Source organism: Aggregicoccus sp. 17bor-14 (genome assembly GCF_009659535.1).
Classification (GTDB): Bacteria; Myxococcota; Myxococcia; order Myxococcales; family Myxococcaceae; genus Aggregicoccus.
On sequence record NZ_VJZZ01000005.1, the window covers coordinates 101,255 to 120,669 of the forward strand.

The 19,415-nt window shown below is 73.6% G+C and carries 13 protein-coding genes; 7 read left to right on the forward strand and 6 right to left on the reverse strand.

The window, feature by feature from the left end:
- Window positions 1-3 precede the first annotated feature (3 nt).
- Complete coding sequence (locus tag FGE12_RS11380) at window positions 4-1,599, reverse strand: NAD(P)/FAD-dependent oxidoreductase (protein ID WP_153866456.1); 1,596 nt, start codon at window positions 1,597-1,599, stop codon at window positions 4-6.
- Between the two features lie 12 nt (window positions 1,600-1,611).
- Complete coding sequence (locus FGE12_RS11385; RefSeq protein WP_153866457.1) at window positions 1,612-2,718, reverse strand: polyprenyl synthetase family protein; 1,107 nt, start codon at window positions 2,716-2,718, stop codon at window positions 1,612-1,614.
- A gap of 105 nt (window positions 2,719-2,823) precedes the next feature.
- Here FGE12_RS11385 and FGE12_RS11390 point away from each other — a divergent pair, with 105 nt between their 5' ends.
- The 3 genes from FGE12_RS11390 (at window position 2,824) to FGE12_RS11400 (ending at window position 5,736) form a co-directional block, all read left to right on the forward strand.
- Complete coding sequence (locus FGE12_RS11390; protein ID WP_194797799.1) at window positions 2,824-3,525, forward strand: hypothetical protein; 702 nt, start codon at window positions 2,824-2,826, stop codon at window positions 3,523-3,525.
- Window positions 3,522-4,454: a TIGR01777 family oxidoreductase gene (locus FGE12_RS11395; RefSeq protein ID WP_153866458.1), complete on the forward strand. Its 933-nt coding sequence runs from the start codon at window positions 3,522-3,524 to the stop codon at window positions 4,452-4,454. The genes FGE12_RS11390 and FGE12_RS11395 overlap by 4 nt, the downstream gene beginning before the upstream one ends.
- A gap of 127 nt (window positions 4,455-4,581) precedes the next feature.
- Entirely contained in the window at window positions 4,582-5,736 is a 1,155-nt protein-coding gene (locus FGE12_RS11400; protein ID WP_153866459.1) for a metallophosphoesterase, read from the forward strand.
- A gap of 103 nt (window positions 5,737-5,839) precedes the next feature.
- Here FGE12_RS11400 and FGE12_RS30285 read toward each other — a convergent pair whose 3' ends face one another.
- Complete coding sequence (locus FGE12_RS30285; RefSeq protein WP_228530744.1) at window positions 5,840-10,798, reverse strand: DUF4215 domain-containing protein; 4,959 nt, start codon at window positions 10,796-10,798, stop codon at window positions 5,840-5,842.
- 184 nt (window positions 10,799-10,982) lie between these two features.
- Here FGE12_RS30285 and FGE12_RS11435 point away from each other — a divergent pair, with 184 nt between their 5' ends.
- From FGE12_RS11435 to FGE12_RS11445, 3 genes are all read left to right on the forward strand, one after another.
- The gene (locus FGE12_RS11435; protein ID WP_153866460.1) at window positions 10,983-12,449 is read left to right on the forward strand and encodes an NADH:flavin oxidoreductase; all 1,467 of its coding nucleotides are present in this window, start codon (window positions 10,983-10,985) and stop codon (window positions 12,447-12,449) included.
- Window positions 12,450-12,493: 44 nt separating this feature from the next.
- On the forward strand, window positions 12,494-13,351 hold the full coding sequence (locus tag FGE12_RS11440; RefSeq protein ID WP_153866461.1) for a RimK family alpha-L-glutamate ligase: 858 nt from the start codon (window positions 12,494-12,496) through the stop codon (window positions 13,349-13,351).
- A gap of 163 nt (window positions 13,352-13,514) precedes the next feature.
- Window positions 13,515-14,069 carry an FHA domain-containing protein gene (locus FGE12_RS11445; RefSeq protein ID WP_153866462.1) on the forward strand — a complete coding sequence of 185 codons (555 nt, stop codon included), beginning with the start codon at window positions 13,515-13,517 and terminating at the stop codon, window positions 14,067-14,069.
- Window positions 14,070-14,088: 19 nt separating this feature from the next.
- On the opposite strand, the gene FGE12_RS11450 is transcribed toward FGE12_RS11445, so the two are convergent.
- The 3 genes from FGE12_RS11450 to FGE12_RS11460 all read right to left on the reverse strand — a co-directional run bounded on the left by FGE12_RS11450 (window position 14,089) and on the right by FGE12_RS11460 (window position 18,484).
- The gene (locus FGE12_RS11450; RefSeq protein ID WP_153866463.1) at window positions 14,089-15,723 is read right to left on the reverse strand and encodes a serine/threonine-protein kinase; all 1,635 of its coding nucleotides are present in this window, start codon (window positions 15,721-15,723) and stop codon (window positions 14,089-14,091) included.
- 225 nt (window positions 15,724-15,948) lie between these two features.
- A complete protein-coding gene (locus tag FGE12_RS11455; protein WP_153866464.1) occupies window positions 15,949-17,265 on the reverse strand; it encodes a MopE-related protein in 1,317 nt (438 codons plus the stop codon).
- Window positions 17,266-17,326: 61 nt separating this feature from the next.
- Window positions 17,327-18,484 (reverse strand): M20/M25/M40 family metallo-hydrolase, encoded by a 1,158-nt coding sequence (locus FGE12_RS11460; RefSeq protein WP_194797800.1) that lies wholly within the window; start codon window positions 18,482-18,484, stop codon window positions 17,327-17,329.
- 494 nt (window positions 18,485-18,978) lie between these two features.
- Here FGE12_RS11460 and FGE12_RS11465 point away from each other — a divergent pair, with 494 nt between their 5' ends.
- Window positions 18,979-19,413 carry a host attachment protein gene (locus FGE12_RS11465; protein ID WP_153866465.1) on the forward strand — a complete coding sequence of 145 codons (435 nt, stop codon included), beginning with the start codon at window positions 18,979-18,981 and terminating at the stop codon, window positions 19,411-19,413.
- Window positions 19,414-19,415: the final 2 nt, after the last annotated feature.

Genomic DNA, 19,415 nt, shown 5'->3' on the forward strand with positions numbered 1-19,415 from the left:
CGTTCACGCCGCGTCCTCCACGGCTGCTGCCGCCGCCGTTGCTGCTGTGGGAAGGGGGGCCTGCGCGGGCGCGAGCCCGGTGCGCCGGGCCCAGGCCGCCACGCGCTCTGCCGCGAGGCGCGCGGAGATGAGCACCGTGGGAAGCCCCGTGCCAGGCCGGGTGCTCGCGCCCACGAAGAAGAGGCCGCTCACGTTCGGGTCCTCGTTCGCCGGGCGGAAGGGGCCCACCTGGAAGAAGTTCTGCGCGAGCCCGAAGGCGCTGCCGCGCGCGAGGTTGAAGGTGCCCACCCAGTCGTCCGGGGTGAGGATGCGCTCGTAGGCGAGGTCCTCCTCGGCCAGGGGGAAGCCCTCCTCGGCGAGCCGCGCGAGCACCTGCGCGCGCACCCGCGGCGCCTCGGTGCGCCAGTCCGGGCTCTGGCCCTCCTTCTGGTGCGGCACCGGCACCAGCACGTAGAGCCCGTCCTGCCCCTCCGGGGCGAGCGAGGGGTCGGTGCGGCAGGGCACGTTCACGTAGAAGCTCGGGTCCTCGGGCACGCGGAAGCGCTCGAAGATGTCCTCGAAGCTCTGGCGGTAGCCGCGGCCGAGGAACACCGTGTGGTGACCGAGCCCCGGCACGCGGCGCTCGAGGCCCCAGTAGAAGAGCAGCCCGCTCGAGGTGTAGCGCAGCTTCTCGGGCGCCTTCAGGCGCGTGGCCGCGGGGTCCAGCAGCCGCTCGTACGCGTACGGGAGGTCCGCGTTGCACAGCACCAGGTCCGCGCGCTCCTCGCGGCCTCCCGCGAGCCGCACGCCCACCGCGCGCCCCCCTTCCGTGAGGATGCGCTCCACGGGGCTCTCGTAGTGCAGGCTCACGCCCTCCTCGCGCGCCACCCTCTCCAGCGCGAGGGGAATGGCGTAGAGGCCGCCCTTCGGAAACCACACCCCCACGCCCAGCTCGGTGAAGGGCAGGAGCGCGTACACCGCGGGGCAGTGGAAGGGGCTCACCCCCAGGTACATCGTCTGGAAGGTGAGCGCCGCGCGCAGCCGCTCGTCCTGGAAGAAGCGGCTCACCTCGGCATAGGCGCGCCGGTGCGCGCGCACCTTGAGGATGTTGCGCAGCATCGCGGGGCGCAGATAGTCGAGCACCGACGTGAAGTCGCGCCCCACGAAGTGCGCGAGGCTCACCTCGTACTGGGTGCGCCCCTGCGCGAGGAAGGCGAGGTAGCGCTGGAAGCTGCCGGGCTCGATGCGCTCGAGCTCCCGCCCCATCGCGGTGAGCTCGGAGGTGAAGGTGATGTCGGAGCCGTCCCGGTAGTGGATGCGGTAGTTGGGCTCGCAGCGCTCGAGCGTGAGGTAGTCCTCGAGCCTGCGGCCCAGGGCGCGGAAGGTCTCCTCGAACACCTCGGGCATCAGCACGATGGTGGGGCCCAGGTCGAAGCGGAAGCCGCCCAGCGCGAGCTGCCCGCAGCGGCCGCCGGGCCCGCCCGTCTTCTCGTGCACGCGCACCCGGAAGCCCTGGCGCGCGAGCCGCGCCGCCGCGGCGAGCCCGCCCACGCCCGCGCCCACCACCAGCGCGGTGGGTGCCTCGCCCTTCGTCCGCTTCGCTGTGCCCGGTGCGCTCATGGCCTCAGGTCCTCACGCCACGCGCCGGGCGAGCCGGCCCACCAGCTCGGTGAGCAGCTGCCGCATCCCGCCCGCCTCGGGCAGGCGCTCCAGGGTGCGCTGGCCGCTGCGGCTCGCGAGCGCCACCGCGCGCTCGCACGCGGCGAGCCCGCCGCACTTCTCCACCAGGCCGCGCGCCCGCGCGAGCGCCTCCGCGTCCTTCTCCTCGGCGGGCAGCGCCCACAGCCGCTCGAGCTCGGCGCGCTCGGGCGCGCTCGCGCGCACGTACGCCGCCACCACCGGGTAGGTGCGCTTGCCCTGCTGGAAGTCCCCCTCCCCCGGCTTGCCGCTGAGGCTCGCGTCCCCGAAGAGGCCGAGCAGGTCGTCGCGCAGCTGGTAGGCGCGGCCCACCTGGCGCCCCACGCGCTCGAGCGAGGCGAGCAGCGCGCGGCCCTCGAGCGGGCTCGCCGCGCCCGCGAGCATCGCGCCGCACACCAGCGGCGCGCAGAAGCCGTAGCGGGCCGTCTTCAGGTGGGCCACCTTCAGCGTGCGCCACAGCCCCACGTGCGCGAGCGGCAGCCGGCCGAGGTCCAGGTCCAGGTACTGGCCCGCGGCCGTGTGCCGGCACACGCCCAGGTAGTAGCGGCTGGTGCGCGCCGCGCCCGGCAGCCCCGAGGAGAGCATCACCTCCAGCGAGCGGGCGAAGAGGTGGTCGCCCAGCACCACGGCCAGGTCCTCCCCGGCGCGACCGGGCGCCAACATCCTGTGCAGGGCAGGCCCGCCGCGGCGCAGGTCCGCGCGGTCCGCCACGTCGTCGTGGATGAGGAGGAAGGTGTGCAGCAGCTCGAGCGCCGCCGCGAAGCGCCACAGCCCCGGGGGCACCTGCCCGTCGTCGCGCGCGAGCGCGTAGCCCGCCACCAGCAGCGCGGGCCGCAGGCGCTTCGCCGGGCGCAGGGCATAGCTGCGCACCTGCGCGAGCGCCCCCGCCCAGCGCGGATCGAGGCACTCCTCGTCCGGCAGGTGCAGCACCTCGTCCAGGGCCTCCTCCACCTGCGCCTGCACGTGCAGCAGCCAGCTGTGCACGGGCGGCAGGGCCGGGGGCGTCCCTTCGAGAGGCTGCGGAGAGGTCGAGACAGCCATGGGGCGCTCCAGTGCGGGGCCAGCGGGACAGAGCTAACGATTGCGTCGAAGCATTGTCAAGGCTATGTATAACCCCTGTTCCACGTTTGCGCAAAGGAGGGCCGCATGCGGAGCCCACGCAGCACGGTGACGGCGCTGACCCTCGGCTGGGGGCTGGCGGCGGGGGCGGTGGCGGCGGAGGGCCCCGCCCGGGAAGGTACGAAGCCCACGGTCCCGGTGGACTCCGCCCGGAGGGCCATGCCCGATGCCCGGCTCCAACGCTCCGACGGGCAGCCGGTGCAGCTGTCGCGCTGGCGCGGCCGCCCGGTCGTCCTCATCTACGAGGATCGCCACTCGGTGCAGCTGAACCAGCCGCTGAAGGAGGCGCTCTTTGAGCGCGGGCGCGCGAGCGGCGCGCTCGACGCCGTGGCGCTGGTGGCGGTGGCGAACCTGGAGTCCTTCAACTTCTTTCCGGCGCGCGGCATCGCGCTCTCCTTCGTGCGCGACGCGGAGAAGAAGGCCGGGGTGCCCATCTTCGTGGACCTCCAGGGGGCGCTGGGCGAGGCGCCCTGGGGACTGCCGGATCGCACCTCCTCCGTGCTGCTGCTGGACCGCCAGGGTGCGGAGGTGTTCCGCGCCTCGGGCGCGCTGAGCGCCGCGGACACCGAGCGCTTCTTCGCGGTGCTCGGCGCGCTGGTGGGCCGGGACCTCGGGGAGCAGGCGGAGGCCGTCCACACCGCGCCGCCCCCCGCTGCGCGCCCAGCGCCCGAGGAGCGCGCGCCCGCGGACCGCTCCGGGACGCGGCGGTCGATGGAGGATTGGCCATGAGGGTGGCGCTCACCGGGGCGAGCGGCTTTCTCGGGCCCGAGCTCGTGCGCGCGCTGCTCGAGCGCGGACATGCCGTGCACGTGCTCGCGCGTGACGTGCCGCGCGCGCTCTCGCGGCTTCCGGCGGGGGTGACGGGGGCGCGCTTCGATGCGCTGCAGGGCGCGGAGGTGGGGGCGCTGCAGGGTGTGGACGCGGTGGTGCACCTGGCCGGAGAGCCGGTGAGCCAGCGCTGGACGCGCGAGGTGCGCCAGCGCATCTACGACAGCCGCGCGGTGGGCACGCGCGCGGTGGTGGCTGCGATGGCCGAGGCGAAGGTGAAGGGCCCGCTCGTGAGCGCGTCCGCCGTGGGCTACTACGGCGACCGCGGCGCCGAGCCCCTCACGGAGGCGAGCGCGCCGGGGCGAGGGTTCCTCGCGGACGTGTGCCGGGCATGGGAAGGCGAGGCGCTCAAAGCGCGGGTGTGGGGCGTGCGGGTCGCGTGCGTGCGCATCGGGCTGGTGCTGCACCCGGAGGGCGGCGTGCTGCACAAGGTGCTGCCCACATTCAAGGTGGGCGCGGGCGGGAGGCTGGGCAGCGGGCAGCAGTTCTTCCCTTGGATCCACCGCGCGGACGCGCTGGGGCTCTTGCTCCTCGCGCTCGAGCGCCCGGAGGTGGAGGGCGCGCTCAACGCCGTGGCCCCCGAGCAGGTGACGAACGCGCAGTTCACCCACGTGCTGGGCGAGGTGCTGCACCGGCCCAGCGTGATGCACGTGCCGGCCTTCGCGCTGAAGCTGGCCTTCGGCGAGATGGCGAGCGCGGCGCTCGAGGGCCAGCGCGTGGTGCCCGAGCGGGCGCTCGCCCTGGGCTACGCGTTCCAGTTCCCGCACCTGCGCGACGCGCTCGAGGAACTGGTGGGCCACCACCGCGAGGCCGCCCACACCGGCTCCTGAAAGAGGGAGCCAGTGAGCGAAGCCGTCCCCTCTCTCTCTGGGAGAGGGTCGGGGTGAGGGACGCGCGCACAGGCTTCTTCACACAATCGAGGTTGCACCGTGCCCGCGCTCCGAAAGGATTGGAGCCATGGGTCTGCGCCTTTCGTTCTTCCTCCTCGTCACCACCCTGCTCGCGCTGGCGGGCCACGTGTACCTCTACCGCCGGCTCGTGCGGGACACGGGGAGCAGCCAGCGCTGGCGTCGCGCGGGGCTGCTCGCGCTCGGGCTCGTCTTCACCGCGATGCCCTTCGGCCGCCTGCTCTCGCGCAGCGTGGAGGGGCCGCTGAGCGCAGCGCTCGCCTCCTTCGGCTGGGCGTGGATGGCGGTCGCCGTGTACCTGGTCCTCTCGCTTGCGGCGCTGGGCGGCCTGCAGCGTGCGCGCGCGTGGCTGCAGCGCCGGCGTGCGCCCTCCCCGCCCGCACCCGTGTCCGCCGAGCGCCGCGAGTTCCTCGCGCAGGTCACGGCCGGCTCCGCAGTGGCGCTCACGGCAGGCTTCACGGGCTACGGGGCCTATCGCGCCTTCAGCCCGCCGGTGGTGAACGAGGTGCAGGTGCGGCTGCGCGGGCTGCCGCGCGCACTCGACGGGCTCACGCTCTTGCAACTCAGTGACATCCACGTGGCGCCGCTGGTGCAGCGCCGCTTCATGGACGCGGTGGTGCAGCAGTGCAACGGCCTGCGCCCGGACCTGGTGGTGGTGACGGGAGACCTGGTGGACGGCAGCGTTCGCGAGCTCGCGCCGCACGTGGCCGCGCTGCAGAACCTGCGCACGCGCTACGGCACGTACTTCTGCACGGGCAACCACGAGTACTACTCGGGCGACGTCGCGTGGGCGCAGGCGCTCGAGCGCATGGGCATCGGCGTGCTGCGCAACCGCCACGTGACCGTGGGTCAGGAGAAGGACTCGCTGGACCTGGTAGGCGTGGACGACTGGAGCCAGGACTACGACCTGGAGCGCGCGGTGGCAGGGCGCGATCCGGAACGCGCGGCGGTGCTGCTCGCCCACCAGCCCAAGGGCTGGCAGGAGGCGGCGGCGAAGGGCATCGGACTGCAGCTGAGTGGCCACACCCACGGCGGCCAGTTCTTCCCCTTCACGCTCGCGGTCTCGGCCATCTGGCAGTACCCCGCGGGCCTGTTCCACGAGGGGGACAGTCACCTCTACGTGAGCCGCGGCACCGGCTTCTGGGGCCCGCCGGTGCGCGTGGGCGCGCCGCCGGAGATCGTGAAGGTCACGCTGCTCGCGTGAGCTCTAGAGCGGGGTGCTGAAACGACGACGCCCCCGCACCGGAGCGGTGCAGGGGCGTCGCCTTCACCTGCGGGCCCGGGAGCCGGCAGGTGCTGTCCGCGAATTACGGAGCTTCGGTGGCACTCGCCGAGTTCTGCGGCTGGCGGATGGCACGGGTGACGAAGTCGTTCTTGTTGACCCCAGTGTCGGTGCTGTTGCCCTTGAACTCGTCCGACCCGTTCACGGCCATCGTGGCCGAGGTAGAGCCCGCGTAGGCCTTGCGCTCGAGGCTACCGCCCGACGCCGGGTGCGACGGAGCCGCGTTGCCGGGGCCGCCCTCGGGAGCGTTGGCAGTCCCCCACCCGAGGAGGTCGACCACCGCGCCGTTGGCGTCGAGCACTTGGATATGTCCACCGGTCGTGGTGCTCGCGCTGCTGTCGAAGGTGTAGCCGGCATCCTTCGCGGCTGCGCCGGAGTACGTCGAACCTCCCAGCAGGAAGTAGCTGTGAGCCTTGATCGTCTTACCCGCGGGGATGGTGAAGGTGCTGGAGAAGGAGCTACCCGTCGCGCTCTTGTACTGGACCTTCCAGTTATCGAGCACCACGTCGAAGTCACCGGCGTTGTAGAGCTCCACAAACTCATCCGTGCTCGAGGCGGACGTTCCGCCAGAGAACTCGCTGATCACCACGCGGCCGGGCTGGGCGCCCGAGACGGTGACGTTTGTCGAAACGGCCTGCGCCCCCGTGCCAAAGGTGACCTGGCCCAAGCCCTCCGTGGCGGACGCCGTGAAGGTGACGGTGCCGGTGGTCGTACCGGCCGCCACGCTCACCTCCGCGCTGTCGAGCGTGCCGAGCGAGCTCGGGCTGAGCGCGACCGGGAAGGTCGCGCCGCCCTCGGAGGCCGCGCGGTCCAGCGTGACGGTGAACACCTGCGTGCCGGAGGGGGCCACGCGCACGTTGGTGGGCGAGATGCTCGCGATGCGCGCGGGCGGCCGCTGCACGAGCACGTCCACCGTCTTCGTCACCCCGTTGAGGCTCGCGGTCACCGTGCCGGCCGTGTCGGCGTTGACGGTGCCCGCGGTGAAGGTGAAGGTCGCCGAGGTCGCATCCTTGGGAATGATCACGCTTGCAGGCACGGTCCCGAAGGTCGCGCCGTCGGCGCTGGGCTGCGCCGCCAGCGTGACGTGCAGGTCCGCGAGCGCAGGCAGGTCCAGCGCCACCGTGAACTCCTGGGTCCCCGCCGAGGCCACCGTCACGGGGCCCGCCGGGCTCAGCGTGTCGAGCTTCGGCAGCGCCGTGGTGAGCTGCACCGCGGTGTCCGCGGTGAGGCTTCCCAACTGCGCGTGCACCGTACCGGTGGTGGTGCTCGGAGCGGCGGAGACGTCCAGGTCGATGGTGGCGCTCGTCGCATTGAGCGGCACCTCGAGGCTGGCGTTGGCGAAGCTGCCGAGGTCCGCCGGCGCGACGCCGAACTGCACCACGGTGCCCGCCGCGACGGGGATGTCGAAGCTGACCGTCACAGTCGCCTTCGCACCGGCCGCGCTGACGACCGGGTTGGGCGAGAGCGTCATGGTGGTGGGCAGCTCGTTCGCCCCCAGCACGCGCACGCTCGTGTTCTGGCTGGAGCTCCCGAGCGTGGCCGTGAGGTCCACGTGGTCGGCCGGCGCAAGCGGCTCGAGGGCCACGGTCGCACTGAGCTGACCCGCGATGATCACGACCTGGCCGTTGTTGGCCACGCCGAGCGCGTTCGTGTCGGAGGAGACCACCGAGACGGTCACGTCCTCGGCGTACGCGTTGGCCAGCGTGACGCTGAGCGCCTGCGGGAAGGTGTCCCCGTTGGCACCCACGCGGATGTAGTTGCCGGCCGTCCCGAAGCTGGCAATGGCAGGCAGCGGCGCGAGCAGGTCACCCGCGTTGCGCGGCAGCACCTTGAAGTTGAGGAAGCCGTAGGTCAGCACGCCGCGCACCTTGCGGAACTCCGCGCCCACGGTGGGGTTCGCGTAGTTGAAGAGCGCGTCGTCCATGCGCACGCCGGCCGTGCCCGCGGCAGAGCCCTGAGGCGCGAGCGTGAACTCGTCGCTTCCGTTGCTCTGGGTCACCACCACGTCCGAGACCTCCACGAGCACGCCCACCAGCTGGGTGGCGCGCACGGGGTCCTGCAGCTCGGCCACGGTCACCGGCACGGCCACGGGGGTGGCGGCCGCACGGCGCACGTTGGTCACCTGCGCACCCGTCAGCTCCATCAGGCCGAAGAAGGGCGCGACGGTGGCCTTGGAGATGTCGAAGCGGTCACCCACCGCGAGCGGCGTCTCGCCGGTCCCGAGGGTGATGCCGAACACGTAGATCCCCGAGCGCGCGGCGCTCGCGCTGCTCGGCGCGGCCTCGGCCTGGGCGTACACGTTGTACTTGCCGGAGGCCGGCGCGGTCGCCGCGGTGACCACCAGGTCCGTGAGCGAGACGCCGGTGCCGACGTACGGCCACACGCCGTTGCGCTGGGTGTTCACGTCCGTGACGGCCACGGCGATGGTCGCGCAGGCCTGGTCACCAGGGTTCGCGGTGGGGCACACGTCGCACGCGTCACCCTTGCCGTCGCCGTCGCGGTCCGCCTGGTCCGCGTTCGCGTCCGTGGGGCAGTTGTCCACCGCGTTCGCCACGCCGTCGCCGTCGCGGTCCTGGGGGTTCGCGGCCTGGCAGGTGGTCACGCCGGCCTCGAGCGGGCAAACGTCGCAGGCATCGCCCACGCCGTCGTTGTCCGTGTCGGCCTGCTTGCCGTTGTCCATGGGGCGGATGGGGTTGAAGACGGCGGGGCAGTTGTCCACCGCGTCCGCGATGGCGTCGCCGTCCGTGTCGTCCGCGGCGCGCGCCGAGCTGTACAGCGTGGAGCCGTTGCGCGAGGCAGCCGGGAACGGGCTGCCGGTCGAGGTGCGCTGGGGCACGCAGGTGGGCTCATTGGCCGGGACCGGGTCGCAGGAGAAGAGGGGGTAGAGGCTGCCCGCGCCGAACGCCGAGTTGGACGTCGTGGTGGCCGCCGTGGTCATCGCGGCGAGCGTCTGGTTCACCTCGCCCTGCACGCAGGCGGACTTCGAGGTGCCGCACACGTCCACCGTGTCGCAGTTCTGCGCGAGGCCGGAGACGAGCGCCGAGTCACCGTAGAGCGCCTTGCCGCCGCGCACCGTGAGCACCACGTCCGCCGGGCTCGCGGCCACCACCGCGCGGTGGGGGCTCGCGTAGAAGGCGTTGAGGCGGAAGATGGCGAGGTCCGCCACCTTCCCCTCGGCGATGCGGCCCAGCTTCTCGCTCACGCCGGTGGCGTCCGCGGCGTTCGCGGTGGCCATGCGCCACAGCTGCTCGTCGCTGAGCGCGTGCCCGTAATAGCTGCTGTTGAGGAAGTCCGCGCACTGCAGCTCGCGCAGCATGTTCATGGAGCCGGACTGGATCCAGTCCGTGCCCAGCGCGACCTCGACGCCCATCTTCGTGTAGGCGGTCACCATCGCGGTGTCGCCGTAGAGCGAGACGTTGGAGCGCGGCGACCAGATGAGGGCGGTGCCGTGCGAGGCCATCTGGCCAATCTCCTGCGCCGTCACGCCGATGCCGTGGATGACGGCGGTGCGCGAGGTGAGCAGGCTGGTGAGCGGAGTGCCCTGCACGCAGCGGAACTCGTTGCGCGCGGACTCCTCGATGCCCTCGCCCACGTGCGGCAGGTAGGCCGCGAGGTAGGGCACGTCCGTGGAGAAGTCGCGGCTGTTGCCGTACGCGCAGCCCGAGGTCTGCTCCGCACCCGAGGAGTCGTCGAGCGGGAAGGTCTGGTAGTACGCCGCAGGCTCACCCAGGCCCACCTGGTCCGCGGTGGTGCCGGACGCGGTGCTCACCTTGTCCAGGTTGCGCAGGAAGCCGCCCTGGCCGCCGCTGCCGGCAACCGAGGTGGTGCCCGCCATCACCTGGCGCAGCTCCGCCCAGCGGATGAGGTCCGCCTGGCCGTTGGCGCCGCTGGTCAGCTTCTTGTGGCCGTCGTGCGCCGCGCCGCCGATGCGCCAGTCGTGGCGGTGCTCGTAGCGCTCGGCCGTGGGCACGTCGATGCCCGGGGCCTTCTGGTAGGTGATGTGGTCGTGCGCGTTGATGAGGCCCGGGGTGATGACGCCCTGGGGGCAGCTCACCACGGTCGCGTCCGCGGCGCCCGCGGCGCCGGAGCAGTCACACGCGGCGCAAGTGATGACGCCCTCGGCGCTGACCAGCACCTGGCCGCCCGCGAGCGTCTCGCCGTCCTTGAGCACCACGCCGCTGTAGAGGCGCGCCGCGCCGCCCACGTGCGTCACCTCGCAGGTGGCGCCGCTGGAGAGGGGCGCGAGGCTCGCGCCGGGGCACACCGTGGCGTTGTGGATGGGGGTGACCTGGCAGCTGGTCTCGCAGCCGTCGCCGTTGGTCATGTTGCCGTCGTCGCACTGCTCGCCGGCCGTCACGCGCCCGTCGCCGCAGCGCGGCGGCACGGTGCAGTCGTTGCGGCACGCGTCGGTGTCGTCGGTGTTGCCGTCGTCGCATGCCTCACCGGAGTCCACGTTGCCATCGCCGCAGCGGGGTGCCGGCACGGTGCACTGGTTGGTGCAGGCGTCGGTGTCCACCTGGTTGCCGTCGTCGCAGGCCTCGCCCGACTCGACGGTGCCGTTGCCGCAGGTGGCGGGAGGCGGAGGCAGGGTGCAGTCGTTCTTGCACGCGTCCGTATTCACCGTGTTGCCGTCGTCGCACTGCTCGCCGGCCGTCACATGGCCGTCGCCGCAGCGGGGCGGCAGGGTGCAGTCGTTGCGGCAGCTGTCGGTATCGACCGTGTTGCCGTCGTCGCAGGACTCCCCGGAGTCCAGGTGCCCGTCACCACAGCGCGCCGCGGGCGGAGGAGGCAGGGTACAGTCGTTGCGGCAGGCGTCGGCGTTGTTGCTGTTGCCGTCGTCACAGGCCTCGCCCGTCTCGACCTTGCCGTTGCCGCAGGTGGCCTGCTGCTGGGGTTGGGTGGTGTCGTCGCCACTACACGCAGCGACCAGGAGCAGCAGACCTGCGCCGAGGGCGGCGAGGAGAGGATGCTTACGGGGTGTCATGCGTACGCCTCAGGGGAGGATTGCCCAGATCGGGCGCCGCGAGATGCCACGTGCGAAGCGCAGGCTGAGCAACATTTGGGCGACGTTGTACTTGTAGTAGGCCAAGATCACCAAATCGGTCACCGCTGACCCAGATCCACCCCGCTCCACCCACCTGCAGCGACATGTAGGGAGACACGCCTCGATGGATCGCCGCACCGCCAAGCTGCTGCCCGTCTCGCGCTGGCCCACGCGCGAGGAGGCGGAGCGCTCGCGCTGGTTCAGCCCGCTGCAGGTGGGGCCGGTGCGGCTCGCGGAGCGCACCTGGGTGCCGGCGATGGTGCCCTGGCGCGCGACGGAGGAGGGCTTCGTCACCCCCGAGGTGCTCGCGTGGTACCGCCGCTTCGCGGAAGGACAGCCCGGCGCGCTGGTGGTGGAGGCCACGGGCATCCGCGACGTGAAGAGCGGGCCGCTGCTGCGCGTGGGGCACGCGCGCTACGTGGACGGGCTCAAGCGCCTGGTGGAGACGGTGCGCGAGGCGAGCGGCGGGCGCACGCGGCTGTTCCTGCAGATCATCGACTTCCTCTCCATCCGCCGCCGCCCCACGCGCGAGGCCTTCCTCGGCCGCTTCCTGCAGCCCTCCCCTGCCCTGCGCGCGCGCCTGGGCGAGGTGCGCGGCGAGCCGGGCTTGCGCGAGGCGCCGGAGGCCTCGGTGCGCGAGGCGCTGCTGCAGCTCGACGAGAAGCAGCTGGAGCAGGTGCTGGATGCGCGCGAGCGCGAGGCCTACCGCTTCGGCGCGCGCGAGCGGGTGACGGACGTGCACCTGCCGCACGTGGCCGAGCTGCCCCGGGTGCTGCCCGGCCTCTTCGCCGCCGCGGCCGCCCGCGCGCTGGAGGCGGGCTTCGACGGCGTGGAGCTGCACTTCGCCCACGCGTACACGATGGCGAGCTTCCTCTCGCGCCTCAACACCCGCGAGGACGGCTACGGCGGCACCCTCGAGGGGCGCCTGCGCCTGCCGCTCGAGGTGTACCGCGCCGTGCGCGCCGAGCTGGGAAGCCGCGCCGCGCTGGGCTGCCGCTTCCTCGGCGACGAGGTCATCGAGGGCGGCAGCCGCGTGGAGGACGCGTGCGCGTACGGCGTGGCCTTCGCGCGCGCCGGCATGGACTTCCTCTCGCTCTCCAAGGGCGGCAAGTTCGAGGACGCGCGCCAGCCCAAGGTGGGCCAGGCGGCCTACCCCTACACGGGGGTGAGCGGCGCCGAGTGCATGCCCACCACGAACATCGGGCCGCCGGGCCCCTTCGGGCGCAACGTGGGGCTGGCGGCGCGGGTGCGCGCGGCGGTGCGCGACGCCGGGCTGCAGACGCCCGTGGTGGCCTGCGGCGGCATCGCGAGCTTCTGGCAGGCCGAAGAGGTGCTCGCGCGCGGCGAGGCGGACGCGGTGGCCGCCGCGCGCCAGACGCTCGCGGACCCGGACTGGTTCCGCAAGGTGCGGCTCGGCCAGGGCGAGGCCGTGCGCCGCTGCCTCTTCACCAACTACTGCGAGGGCCTGGACCAGGCGCACAAGGCCGTCACCTGCCAGCTGTGGGACCGCACCCGCGGCCTGCCAGATGACGCGGAGGCTCCGCGCACGCCGGACGGCCGGCGCCTGGTGGCTCCGCCCTGGGCGCCCTGAGTGGCCCTGGACGCGGCGCGCCTCCCGCGCGAAGCCTGCCTTCCATGAGGACGCGCCCCGACATCCTGCTCGCCACCTGGTCGGGCCTGCCCGGGCTCGATGCGCACGATGCGCCGCTGGTGCCGGCGCTCGAGGCGCTGGGCCTGCGCGCGGCCGCCGCCATCTGGGACGACCCCTCGGTGGACTGGGGCGCGGCGCGCGCCGTGGTCGTGCGCTCGGCGTGGGACAGCCACCTGCGCCGCGACGCCTTCCTCGACTGGGCGCGCGGGGTGGGCGCGCGCACGCGCCTGCTCAACCCGCCGGACGTGCTCGCGTGGAACACCCACAAGGGCTACCTGCGCGCGCTCGCTCGCGCGGGCGTGCGCGTCACGCCCACGCACTGGCTCTCCCGCGCCGAGGACCTGCAGGCGCTGTGTGCGCGCGAGGGCTGGGAGGCGCTGGTGCTCAAGCCCTGCGTGTCCGCGAGCGCCATGGGCACGCACCTGCTGCGGCGCACGGAGCTCGCCTCCGCGCAGGCGCTGCAGGAGGAGCTGCTGCGCGCGCACGGCGAGCTGATGGTGCAGCCCTACCTGCCCTCCTTCGAGCGCGAGGGCGAGCGCTCCTACGTCTTCCTCGGCGGCGGCTTCAGCCACGCGGTGCGCCGGCCCCCGGGGCTTCCCGGCGCGCCGCGCGCCTTCGCCGAGCCGCACCCGCTCGCGCCGGACCCGGCCGAGCTCGCGCTCGCCGAGCAGGTGCTCGCCGCGTGCGCGCAAGAGCTCGCCTACGCGCGGGTGGACCTCGCCACCGGCCTGGATGGGCGGCCCTGCCTGCAGGAGCTGGAGGCCACCGAGCCCCAACTCTTCCTCCTCGCCGACCCGCAGGCGCCCGCGCGGCTCGCCCGCGCCATCGCCCGCAGCCTCTGATGAGCGGCCCGTGCGGGCTCCGACCCTGGCCCGCGGACGGGGGTCGCGTCGCCTCACGCGCAGAGTCGCTTGCCCGCGCTCGCGCCGGGGGGCATCCTGCGCGCCAGACGTTCCCCCTTCCCTGCGCACCTCCGACAGCCCCCGCTCCTCGTCCCGCTCCCACATGACGCGCGCCCTCCTCCACTCGCTGCTCGTGCGCCAATCGCTCGCGCTGAAGGAGCGCTTCCGCGCGCGCTACCCGCACCCCTGGCTGGTGTGGGAGCCGGGCGCGTGGAACGTGAGCGACGGCGGCGAGCAGAACGTGGCGGCCACCCAGCTGCCCACCGAGGAGCTGCGCGACTGCCTCCCGGTGGGCGACGACGCGCTGTGCTTCGAGCTGCTGCAGGCGATGGGCGCGGGCTCCCTGAGCGTGGGCCGCGCCTCGCACAACCAGCTGGTGGTCAACGACGCCACCGTCTCGCGCGAGCACCTGGTGCTGCGCGCGGACGCGAGCGGCAAGTGGACGGCGGAGCGCGTGGCGGAGGCGGGGCCGACGAGCGTGGACGGCGCACCGCTGCAGCCGGGCACCCCCTGCCCGCTCGTCTCCGGCGCCACGCTGCAGCTGGGCGAGGTGCGGATGACCTTCCACAGCGCCGAGGACTTCGCCGCCCGCATCGAGCGTGCCGCGGCGCGCGTGGTGCAGAGCCTCGGCAGCAGCAGCGGCACCGCGCGCAAGTAGCGGGCGGCCCGCCCGGGCCTCAGCGGCTGCTGCTGCGCTCGACGGCCAGCTTGCGCGCGGGCACGCGCGCACCCGCGGCGCCGCGCGCCTTGGCCAGCGGCAGCACCAGCTCCGCATCCTGCTGCAGCACCACGCTGCGCTCGAGCGGCACGTAGCCGGCGAGCCGGATGCGCAGGCCCAGGGGCCCCTCGGTGCGCGGCAGCGCGCGCACCAGCGGGGTGACGCCGAGCGCCTCGCCGGTGTCCGTGCGCACCACCTCCGCGCCCTCCGGGAAGGAGCGCACGGTGAGCAGCACCGGAGGCGCCTGCGGCGCGGGCGCGGCGGCGACGGGCGCGGGCGCGGGCGCAGCGTGCGCGGAGGGCGTGGACGCCGGAGCGCTGCTGCCCAGCAGCACGCCGGTGAGGGCGAGCAGCACGAGCGCCGCACCGGCGCCCGCGAAGCCCAGCGTGCGCGTGCTCACCGGGCCCAGCGCCGGAATCTTCACCGTAGGGCGCTCGCTCGTGGGCAGCGCGCCGGGCGGCAGGCCCAGCAGCCCGGAGCTCACCTCGGCGAGGCGCCCGGGGCGCTGCTCCGGCTCCTTCGCGAGGCAGCGCATCACCAGCCGCGCGAGTGCGGGCGGCAGCGGCTCGCCCGAGGCGAGGCGCGCGGGCAGCGGCGGGGGCGGCTGGGTGATGACCTGCACCACCAGCTGCCCGAAGGACTGGCCGCTGAAGGGCGGCTTGCCGCTGAGCATCTCGTACAGCAGCGTGCCCACCGCGTAGATGTCCGCGCGCGCATCCACCGGGAGCCCCGCGGCCTGCTCCGGGGACATGTAGGCCGGCGTGCCGATGATGGTGCCGTCCAGCGTGCCGCGCACGTCCGGCGTGCTCAGCAGCTTGGCCACGCCGAAGTCCAGCACCTTCACGAAGTCCGGCTGGCCGGGGCGCTGGCTGATGAAGAGGTTGTCCGGCTTGATGTCGCGGTGGACGACGCCCACCTGGTGCGCCGCCTCCAGCGCCGCGCACACCTGCACGCCGATGCGCTGGATGCGCTCGAGGCTCAGGGGCCCGCGCTCCAGCAGCTGCGCGAGGCTCTCGCCGCGCAGCAGCTCCATCACGCAGTACACGCAGCCGGCCGCCCGGTCCTCGATGAAGTCGAAGATCTCCACGATGTGCTCGTGGCTGATGCGGTTGACCGCCTGCGCCTCGCGGAAGAAGCGCTGCACGAAGGCGTTGTCGCGGGTGTGGTTGGGCCGCAGCACCTTGAGCGCCACCTGCCGGTCCAGCCGCACGTGGCGCGCCTGGAACACCTGGCCCATGGAGCCCTCGCCCAGCAGCGCCTCGAGCTGGTAGCTGCCCAGCACCTGCCCCACCTGCACCTGCGGCAGCTCCACCGCGTCCGCGGCGATCACCGAGGGGGGCGTCAGCTCGCCCTCGCGCAGCCCGTTGCCCCCCGGCGCCCGGCTGGCCGTGGTGCCCAGGCCCGCCTCCTTCAGGGCGTTGCCGGTCAGGGCGTCGCCGGCCAGGACGTTGCCGGCCAGGACATTTCCCTCCGGGGCGCTGCCCACCAGGACGTTGCCCGGACGCGCCGCCGCCTGCCCGGACGGGGCGCCCTCGGCGCCCTCGGGCAGGAGTCCTCCGGAGAGGACGGTTCCGGCGATGTCGTCAGCAGGCATGTGGCAGGAAGCTCTCCACTCGTCCCCGAGGTAGGCAATGCGGCACGCCTCCCGGGTGTCCTCGTCGCGACGCTGGGCCCCACCCCTACACCAGCGCACTTCCGGGACATAACACCCCCGGCCCGGCGGGCGAAGCCACCCCCGGCCTGCGGATCGCCGGAAACGTTCACGGCCACCAAATGAGGTGGGAGCGAGACCTACCCCCTCGCTCGCGGCCTCCGGGCGCTAGTTGCAGGTGCCAGCGGCCTGGCAGTGCCCGCCGGTGCCGTTGCAGGACTGCCCCGTGCAGTCGGAGTCCGCGCAGTCCCGCTTGCCGTCCCCGTCGTTGTCGGCGCCATCGGCACAGTTGGTCTCCTTGCGTGCCGTGCCCGCGCACACGCAGCCGGTGCCGCAGCTCTGGCCGCTGCAGTCCGGGTCCAGGCAGTCCTTCTTCGCGTCCTGATCGTTGTCGCTGCCGTCGGAGCACTGCGTCTCATGGGCCGCACCGGCGCTGCACAGGCACCCTGCCCCGCACGACTGGTTGTTGCAGACCGGGTCCGCGCAGTCGATGAGCCCGTTGCCGTCCTCGTCCACCCCGCCGAAGCAGGCGGTCTCGGTGGCCGCGTAGCAGACGCCGCCGGAGCAGTGGTCGCCGGCGGCACAGGCGTGGCCGCAGCTGCCACAGTTGTTCACGTCCGTCTGGAGGTCGAAGCCCTCGTCGACCTGCCCGTCGCAGTCGTCGTCGGCCTGGTTGCAGCGCTCCGCCGAGGGCACCACCTCGCCCGAGCAGACGGTGGCCGTGCCGTTGCAGACGCTCGTGCCCGCCTTGCACACCCCGACGTCCAGCGTCTCCTGGGGGCCGCTGTAGCAGGACGTGGCCGGGAGGTTGTCCGGCGTGCCGTCGCAGTCGTTGTCCTCGCCGTCGCACACCTCGGCGCTGGGAGTGCAGCAGGTGCCAGGCGTGCCGCCGCCCTGCGGGAGCACACACACCGCGCCGGAGCCAGGGCAGTCCGCAGCCTCGCCGCACTGCTCGCCGCAGTGGGTGGCGGGGCAGTCCGGGTCCTCGCAGTCCTTCAGGCCGTCCCCGTCGTCGTCCTGCCCGTTGCGGCACGCGCTCTCGTGCTTCGCCCCGGCGTCGCAGAGGCAGCCCTCGCCGCAGGAAGCCCCCTGGCAGTCCGGGTCCGCACAGTCGGCGAGCCCGTCGCCGTCCTCGTCGGCGCCGCCGGTGCAGGCCTGCTCGCGCCGCACCACGCAGGCGCCCGCCACGCAGGCCTCGCCGCCCGCGCACGCGTGGCCGCAGGCCCCGCAGTTCTGCGCGTCCGTCTGCAGGCCGTAGCCCTCGTCCACCTGACCGTCGCAGTCGTTGTCCTTGCCATCGCAGGCCTCGGGCGAGGGCGTGCAGCACACGCCTCCGACGAGGCACAGCGCGCCGGGCTCCGCGCAGTCCGCCGCGCTCGCACAGCCCGTGGCCTGGGGCACGCCCTCGCTCGTGTCCGAGCAGGCGATGAGGAGCACCGGGACGGCGAGCAGCAAAACGCGGAGGGCACCGAGCGGACGGGACATGGGTCCCGTCTTCTAGTGCACTCCGGGTGCTGGTTTGAAGACGGGGACGAGAGTTACAGCATCAGCGTGAGGCGAGGTAGCGCGCGAGGGCCTGGGCCTTGGGGATGAGGGTGTCCACCTCGATGAACTCCTCCACCGTGTGGAAGCCCTTGCCGCGCGGGCCCAGCCCATCGATGGAGGCGATGCCCATGGCGGAGGAGGTGCTCGCGTCCGAGCCCCCGCCCACCAGCGGGGCCTCGCCGTGGCCCAGCCCGCTCGCGTGGGCGCAGGCGCCGTAGGCCTGCAGCAGCGCGGCGCTCGCCTCGGTGCGCTCGAGCGGCTCGCGGGCCACGCCGCCCTGCACCTCGATGCGGGTGCCCGGCACGCTCGCGGCGGCCTCGGCCGCGGCCTCCTGGAAGCGGCCCACCAGCGCCTCGCCGTCCGCGCGGGTGCAGAAGCGCAGGTCCACGTCCGCCACCGCCTGGTCCGGCACGGTGTTCTTGCCCTGCCCGCCCACCACCTTGCCCACGTTCACCGTGAGGCCGCGCGGGTAGTCGGTGAGCCCCTGCACGCGGTCGATGAAGCGCGCGAGCGCCCACAGCGCGTTGGCCCCCTCCTGGTGCGCGTTGCCCGCGTGCGCGGCCTTGCCGTGCGCCGTCGCCTTCACCGCGCCGGTGCCCTTGCGCCGGGTGATGATGAGGTCGTTCTGGCGGCCCGACTCGAACACCAGCGCCGCGTCCGCGCCCTCGATGGCGCGGCGGATGACGCCCTGGCCCTCGGGGCTGCCCACCTCCTCGTCGCTCACCACCACGAGGCGCAGGGGCGGAAGCTTCGCGAGCCCCACCGTCTCGGCCAGCGCGCGCAGCGCGTACGCGATGACGACGAGCCCGCCCTTCATGTCGAGCACGCCGGGCCCCCGGCGCAGCGCCCCGTCCACGCGGTAGCCCTCGAACTTGCCCGGCGGGAACACGGTGTCCAGGTGGCCCACCAGCGCCACGGGTGCGGTTCCCGCGCGCCCCTCGGAGCGGAACACCAGGTGGTCCGCGTAGCGCGTGCTGGAGACCACCTCGCAGCTCAAGCCCGGAACCACGAGCAGCTCGCGCAGGAGCGCCCCCACGCGCCGCCCGCCCTCCACGTTGTCGGTGAAGCTGTTGACCTCGACCAGCGCGCGCAGCGCCCCCTCCATCTCCTCGAGCCTGCTGCCCAGCCACGCCGCTGCCTGCTCACCCGCGTTGCTCACCCTGCGCCTCCTGTGGGAAGTGCCCCCGGTATGCCACGGCCGGCGGCCTGCGGGCAGCGCCGCGCGTCAACGTTCGCTGCCGCACAGCCTGGAGAGGCCCGGCCGCGGCGAGATCCAAGGTCCCCGGCTGCGCGCAAGGGAAGGAGGGGCAGCCTCCTCGTCCACGCCACTGCGCGTCCCGACACCTTCGCCCGGGCCTCGGGATGTGGTGCCGCGCGGCCGGGGAGGCTGCCCTCTTGCGGGCGAGGGTCCTGGCCGACCGCGAGCAGCCCGCCCGGAGGGCCTGCGGGCGTGTCGCTCCCTCTCGCCGGGGGCCCGCCCGCCTGCTCGCTGGAGGAGGGGCGCGGCCCGGGCCGAGGTTGCCGCGCTGCCCTCACGTCCGCGCGCCCCATGCCTAGCTTCAAGGCAGCGGCGCGCGTGGCAGTGGCAGCAGACAGCACGCGCGCCGGCCCTGCCTCGGCAGCCTTCCCTCAGCCCTCAGGAGCGAGCACCCCATGTCGGACAAACTGTGGATTCTGGTGGCAAACGCCTCGCGCGCGCGGCTTTTCTCCGCGGACGCCACCGGCGATGACTGGAAGCTCATCGACGACTTCTTCCACGAGGAGAGCCGGGCCCACGCGGGTGACCTGCTGGAGCAGCGCGACAACCCCAACGCCGGCACCCTGCACGGCCCGCAGCCGGAGAACGACCCGCAGGTGCGCAAGAGCGTGGAGTTCAGCCGCTTCGCCCGCGAGCTCTCCGCGCGGCTCGAGCGCGGCGTGGACAGCCACGCCTTCGAGCAGCTCGTCATCGCCGCGCCTCCGGGCTTCCTCGGTATGCTGCGCCGCGAGCTGAGCCAGAAGGTGCAGCAGCGCGTGGTGATGGACCTCAACTCCGACTTCACCCACGTGCCCGAGCGCGAGCTGCACGGGCGCATCCCCATCTCCTGACC

Coding starts and splice junctions, on each gene's coding strand:
- FGE12_RS11380 (WP_153866456.1), bottom strand. CDS start 1,599: ATGAGCGCACCGGGCACAGCGAAGCGGACGAAGGGCGAGGCACCCACC.
- FGE12_RS11385 (WP_153866457.1), bottom strand. CDS start 2,718: ATGGCTGTCTCGACCTCTCCGCAGCCTCTCGAAGGGACGCCCCCGGCC.
- FGE12_RS11390 (WP_194797799.1), top strand. CDS start 2,824: ATGCGGAGCCCACGCAGCACGGTGACGGCGCTGACCCTCGGCTGGGGG.
- FGE12_RS11395 (WP_153866458.1), top strand. CDS start 3,522: ATGAGGGTGGCGCTCACCGGGGCGAGCGGCTTTCTCGGGCCCGAGCTC.
- FGE12_RS11400 (WP_153866459.1), top strand. CDS start 4,582: ATGGGTCTGCGCCTTTCGTTCTTCCTCCTCGTCACCACCCTGCTCGCG.
- FGE12_RS30285 (WP_228530744.1), bottom strand. CDS start 10,798: ATGACACCCCGTAAGCATCCTCTCCTCGCCGCCCTCGGCGCAGGTCTG.
- FGE12_RS11435 (WP_153866460.1), top strand. CDS start 10,983: ATGGATCGCCGCACCGCCAAGCTGCTGCCCGTCTCGCGCTGGCCCACG.
- FGE12_RS11440 (WP_153866461.1), top strand. CDS start 12,494: ATGAGGACGCGCCCCGACATCCTGCTCGCCACCTGGTCGGGCCTGCCC.
- FGE12_RS11445 (WP_153866462.1), top strand. CDS start 13,515: ATGACGCGCGCCCTCCTCCACTCGCTGCTCGTGCGCCAATCGCTCGCG.
- FGE12_RS11450 (WP_153866463.1), bottom strand. CDS start 15,723: ATGCCTGCTGACGACATCGCCGGAACCGTCCTCTCCGGAGGACTCCTG.
- FGE12_RS11455 (WP_153866464.1), bottom strand. CDS start 17,265: ATGTCCCGTCCGCTCGGTGCCCTCCGCGTTTTGCTGCTCGCCGTCCCG.
- FGE12_RS11465 (WP_153866465.1), top strand. CDS start 18,979: ATGTCGGACAAACTGTGGATTCTGGTGGCAAACGCCTCGCGCGCGCGG.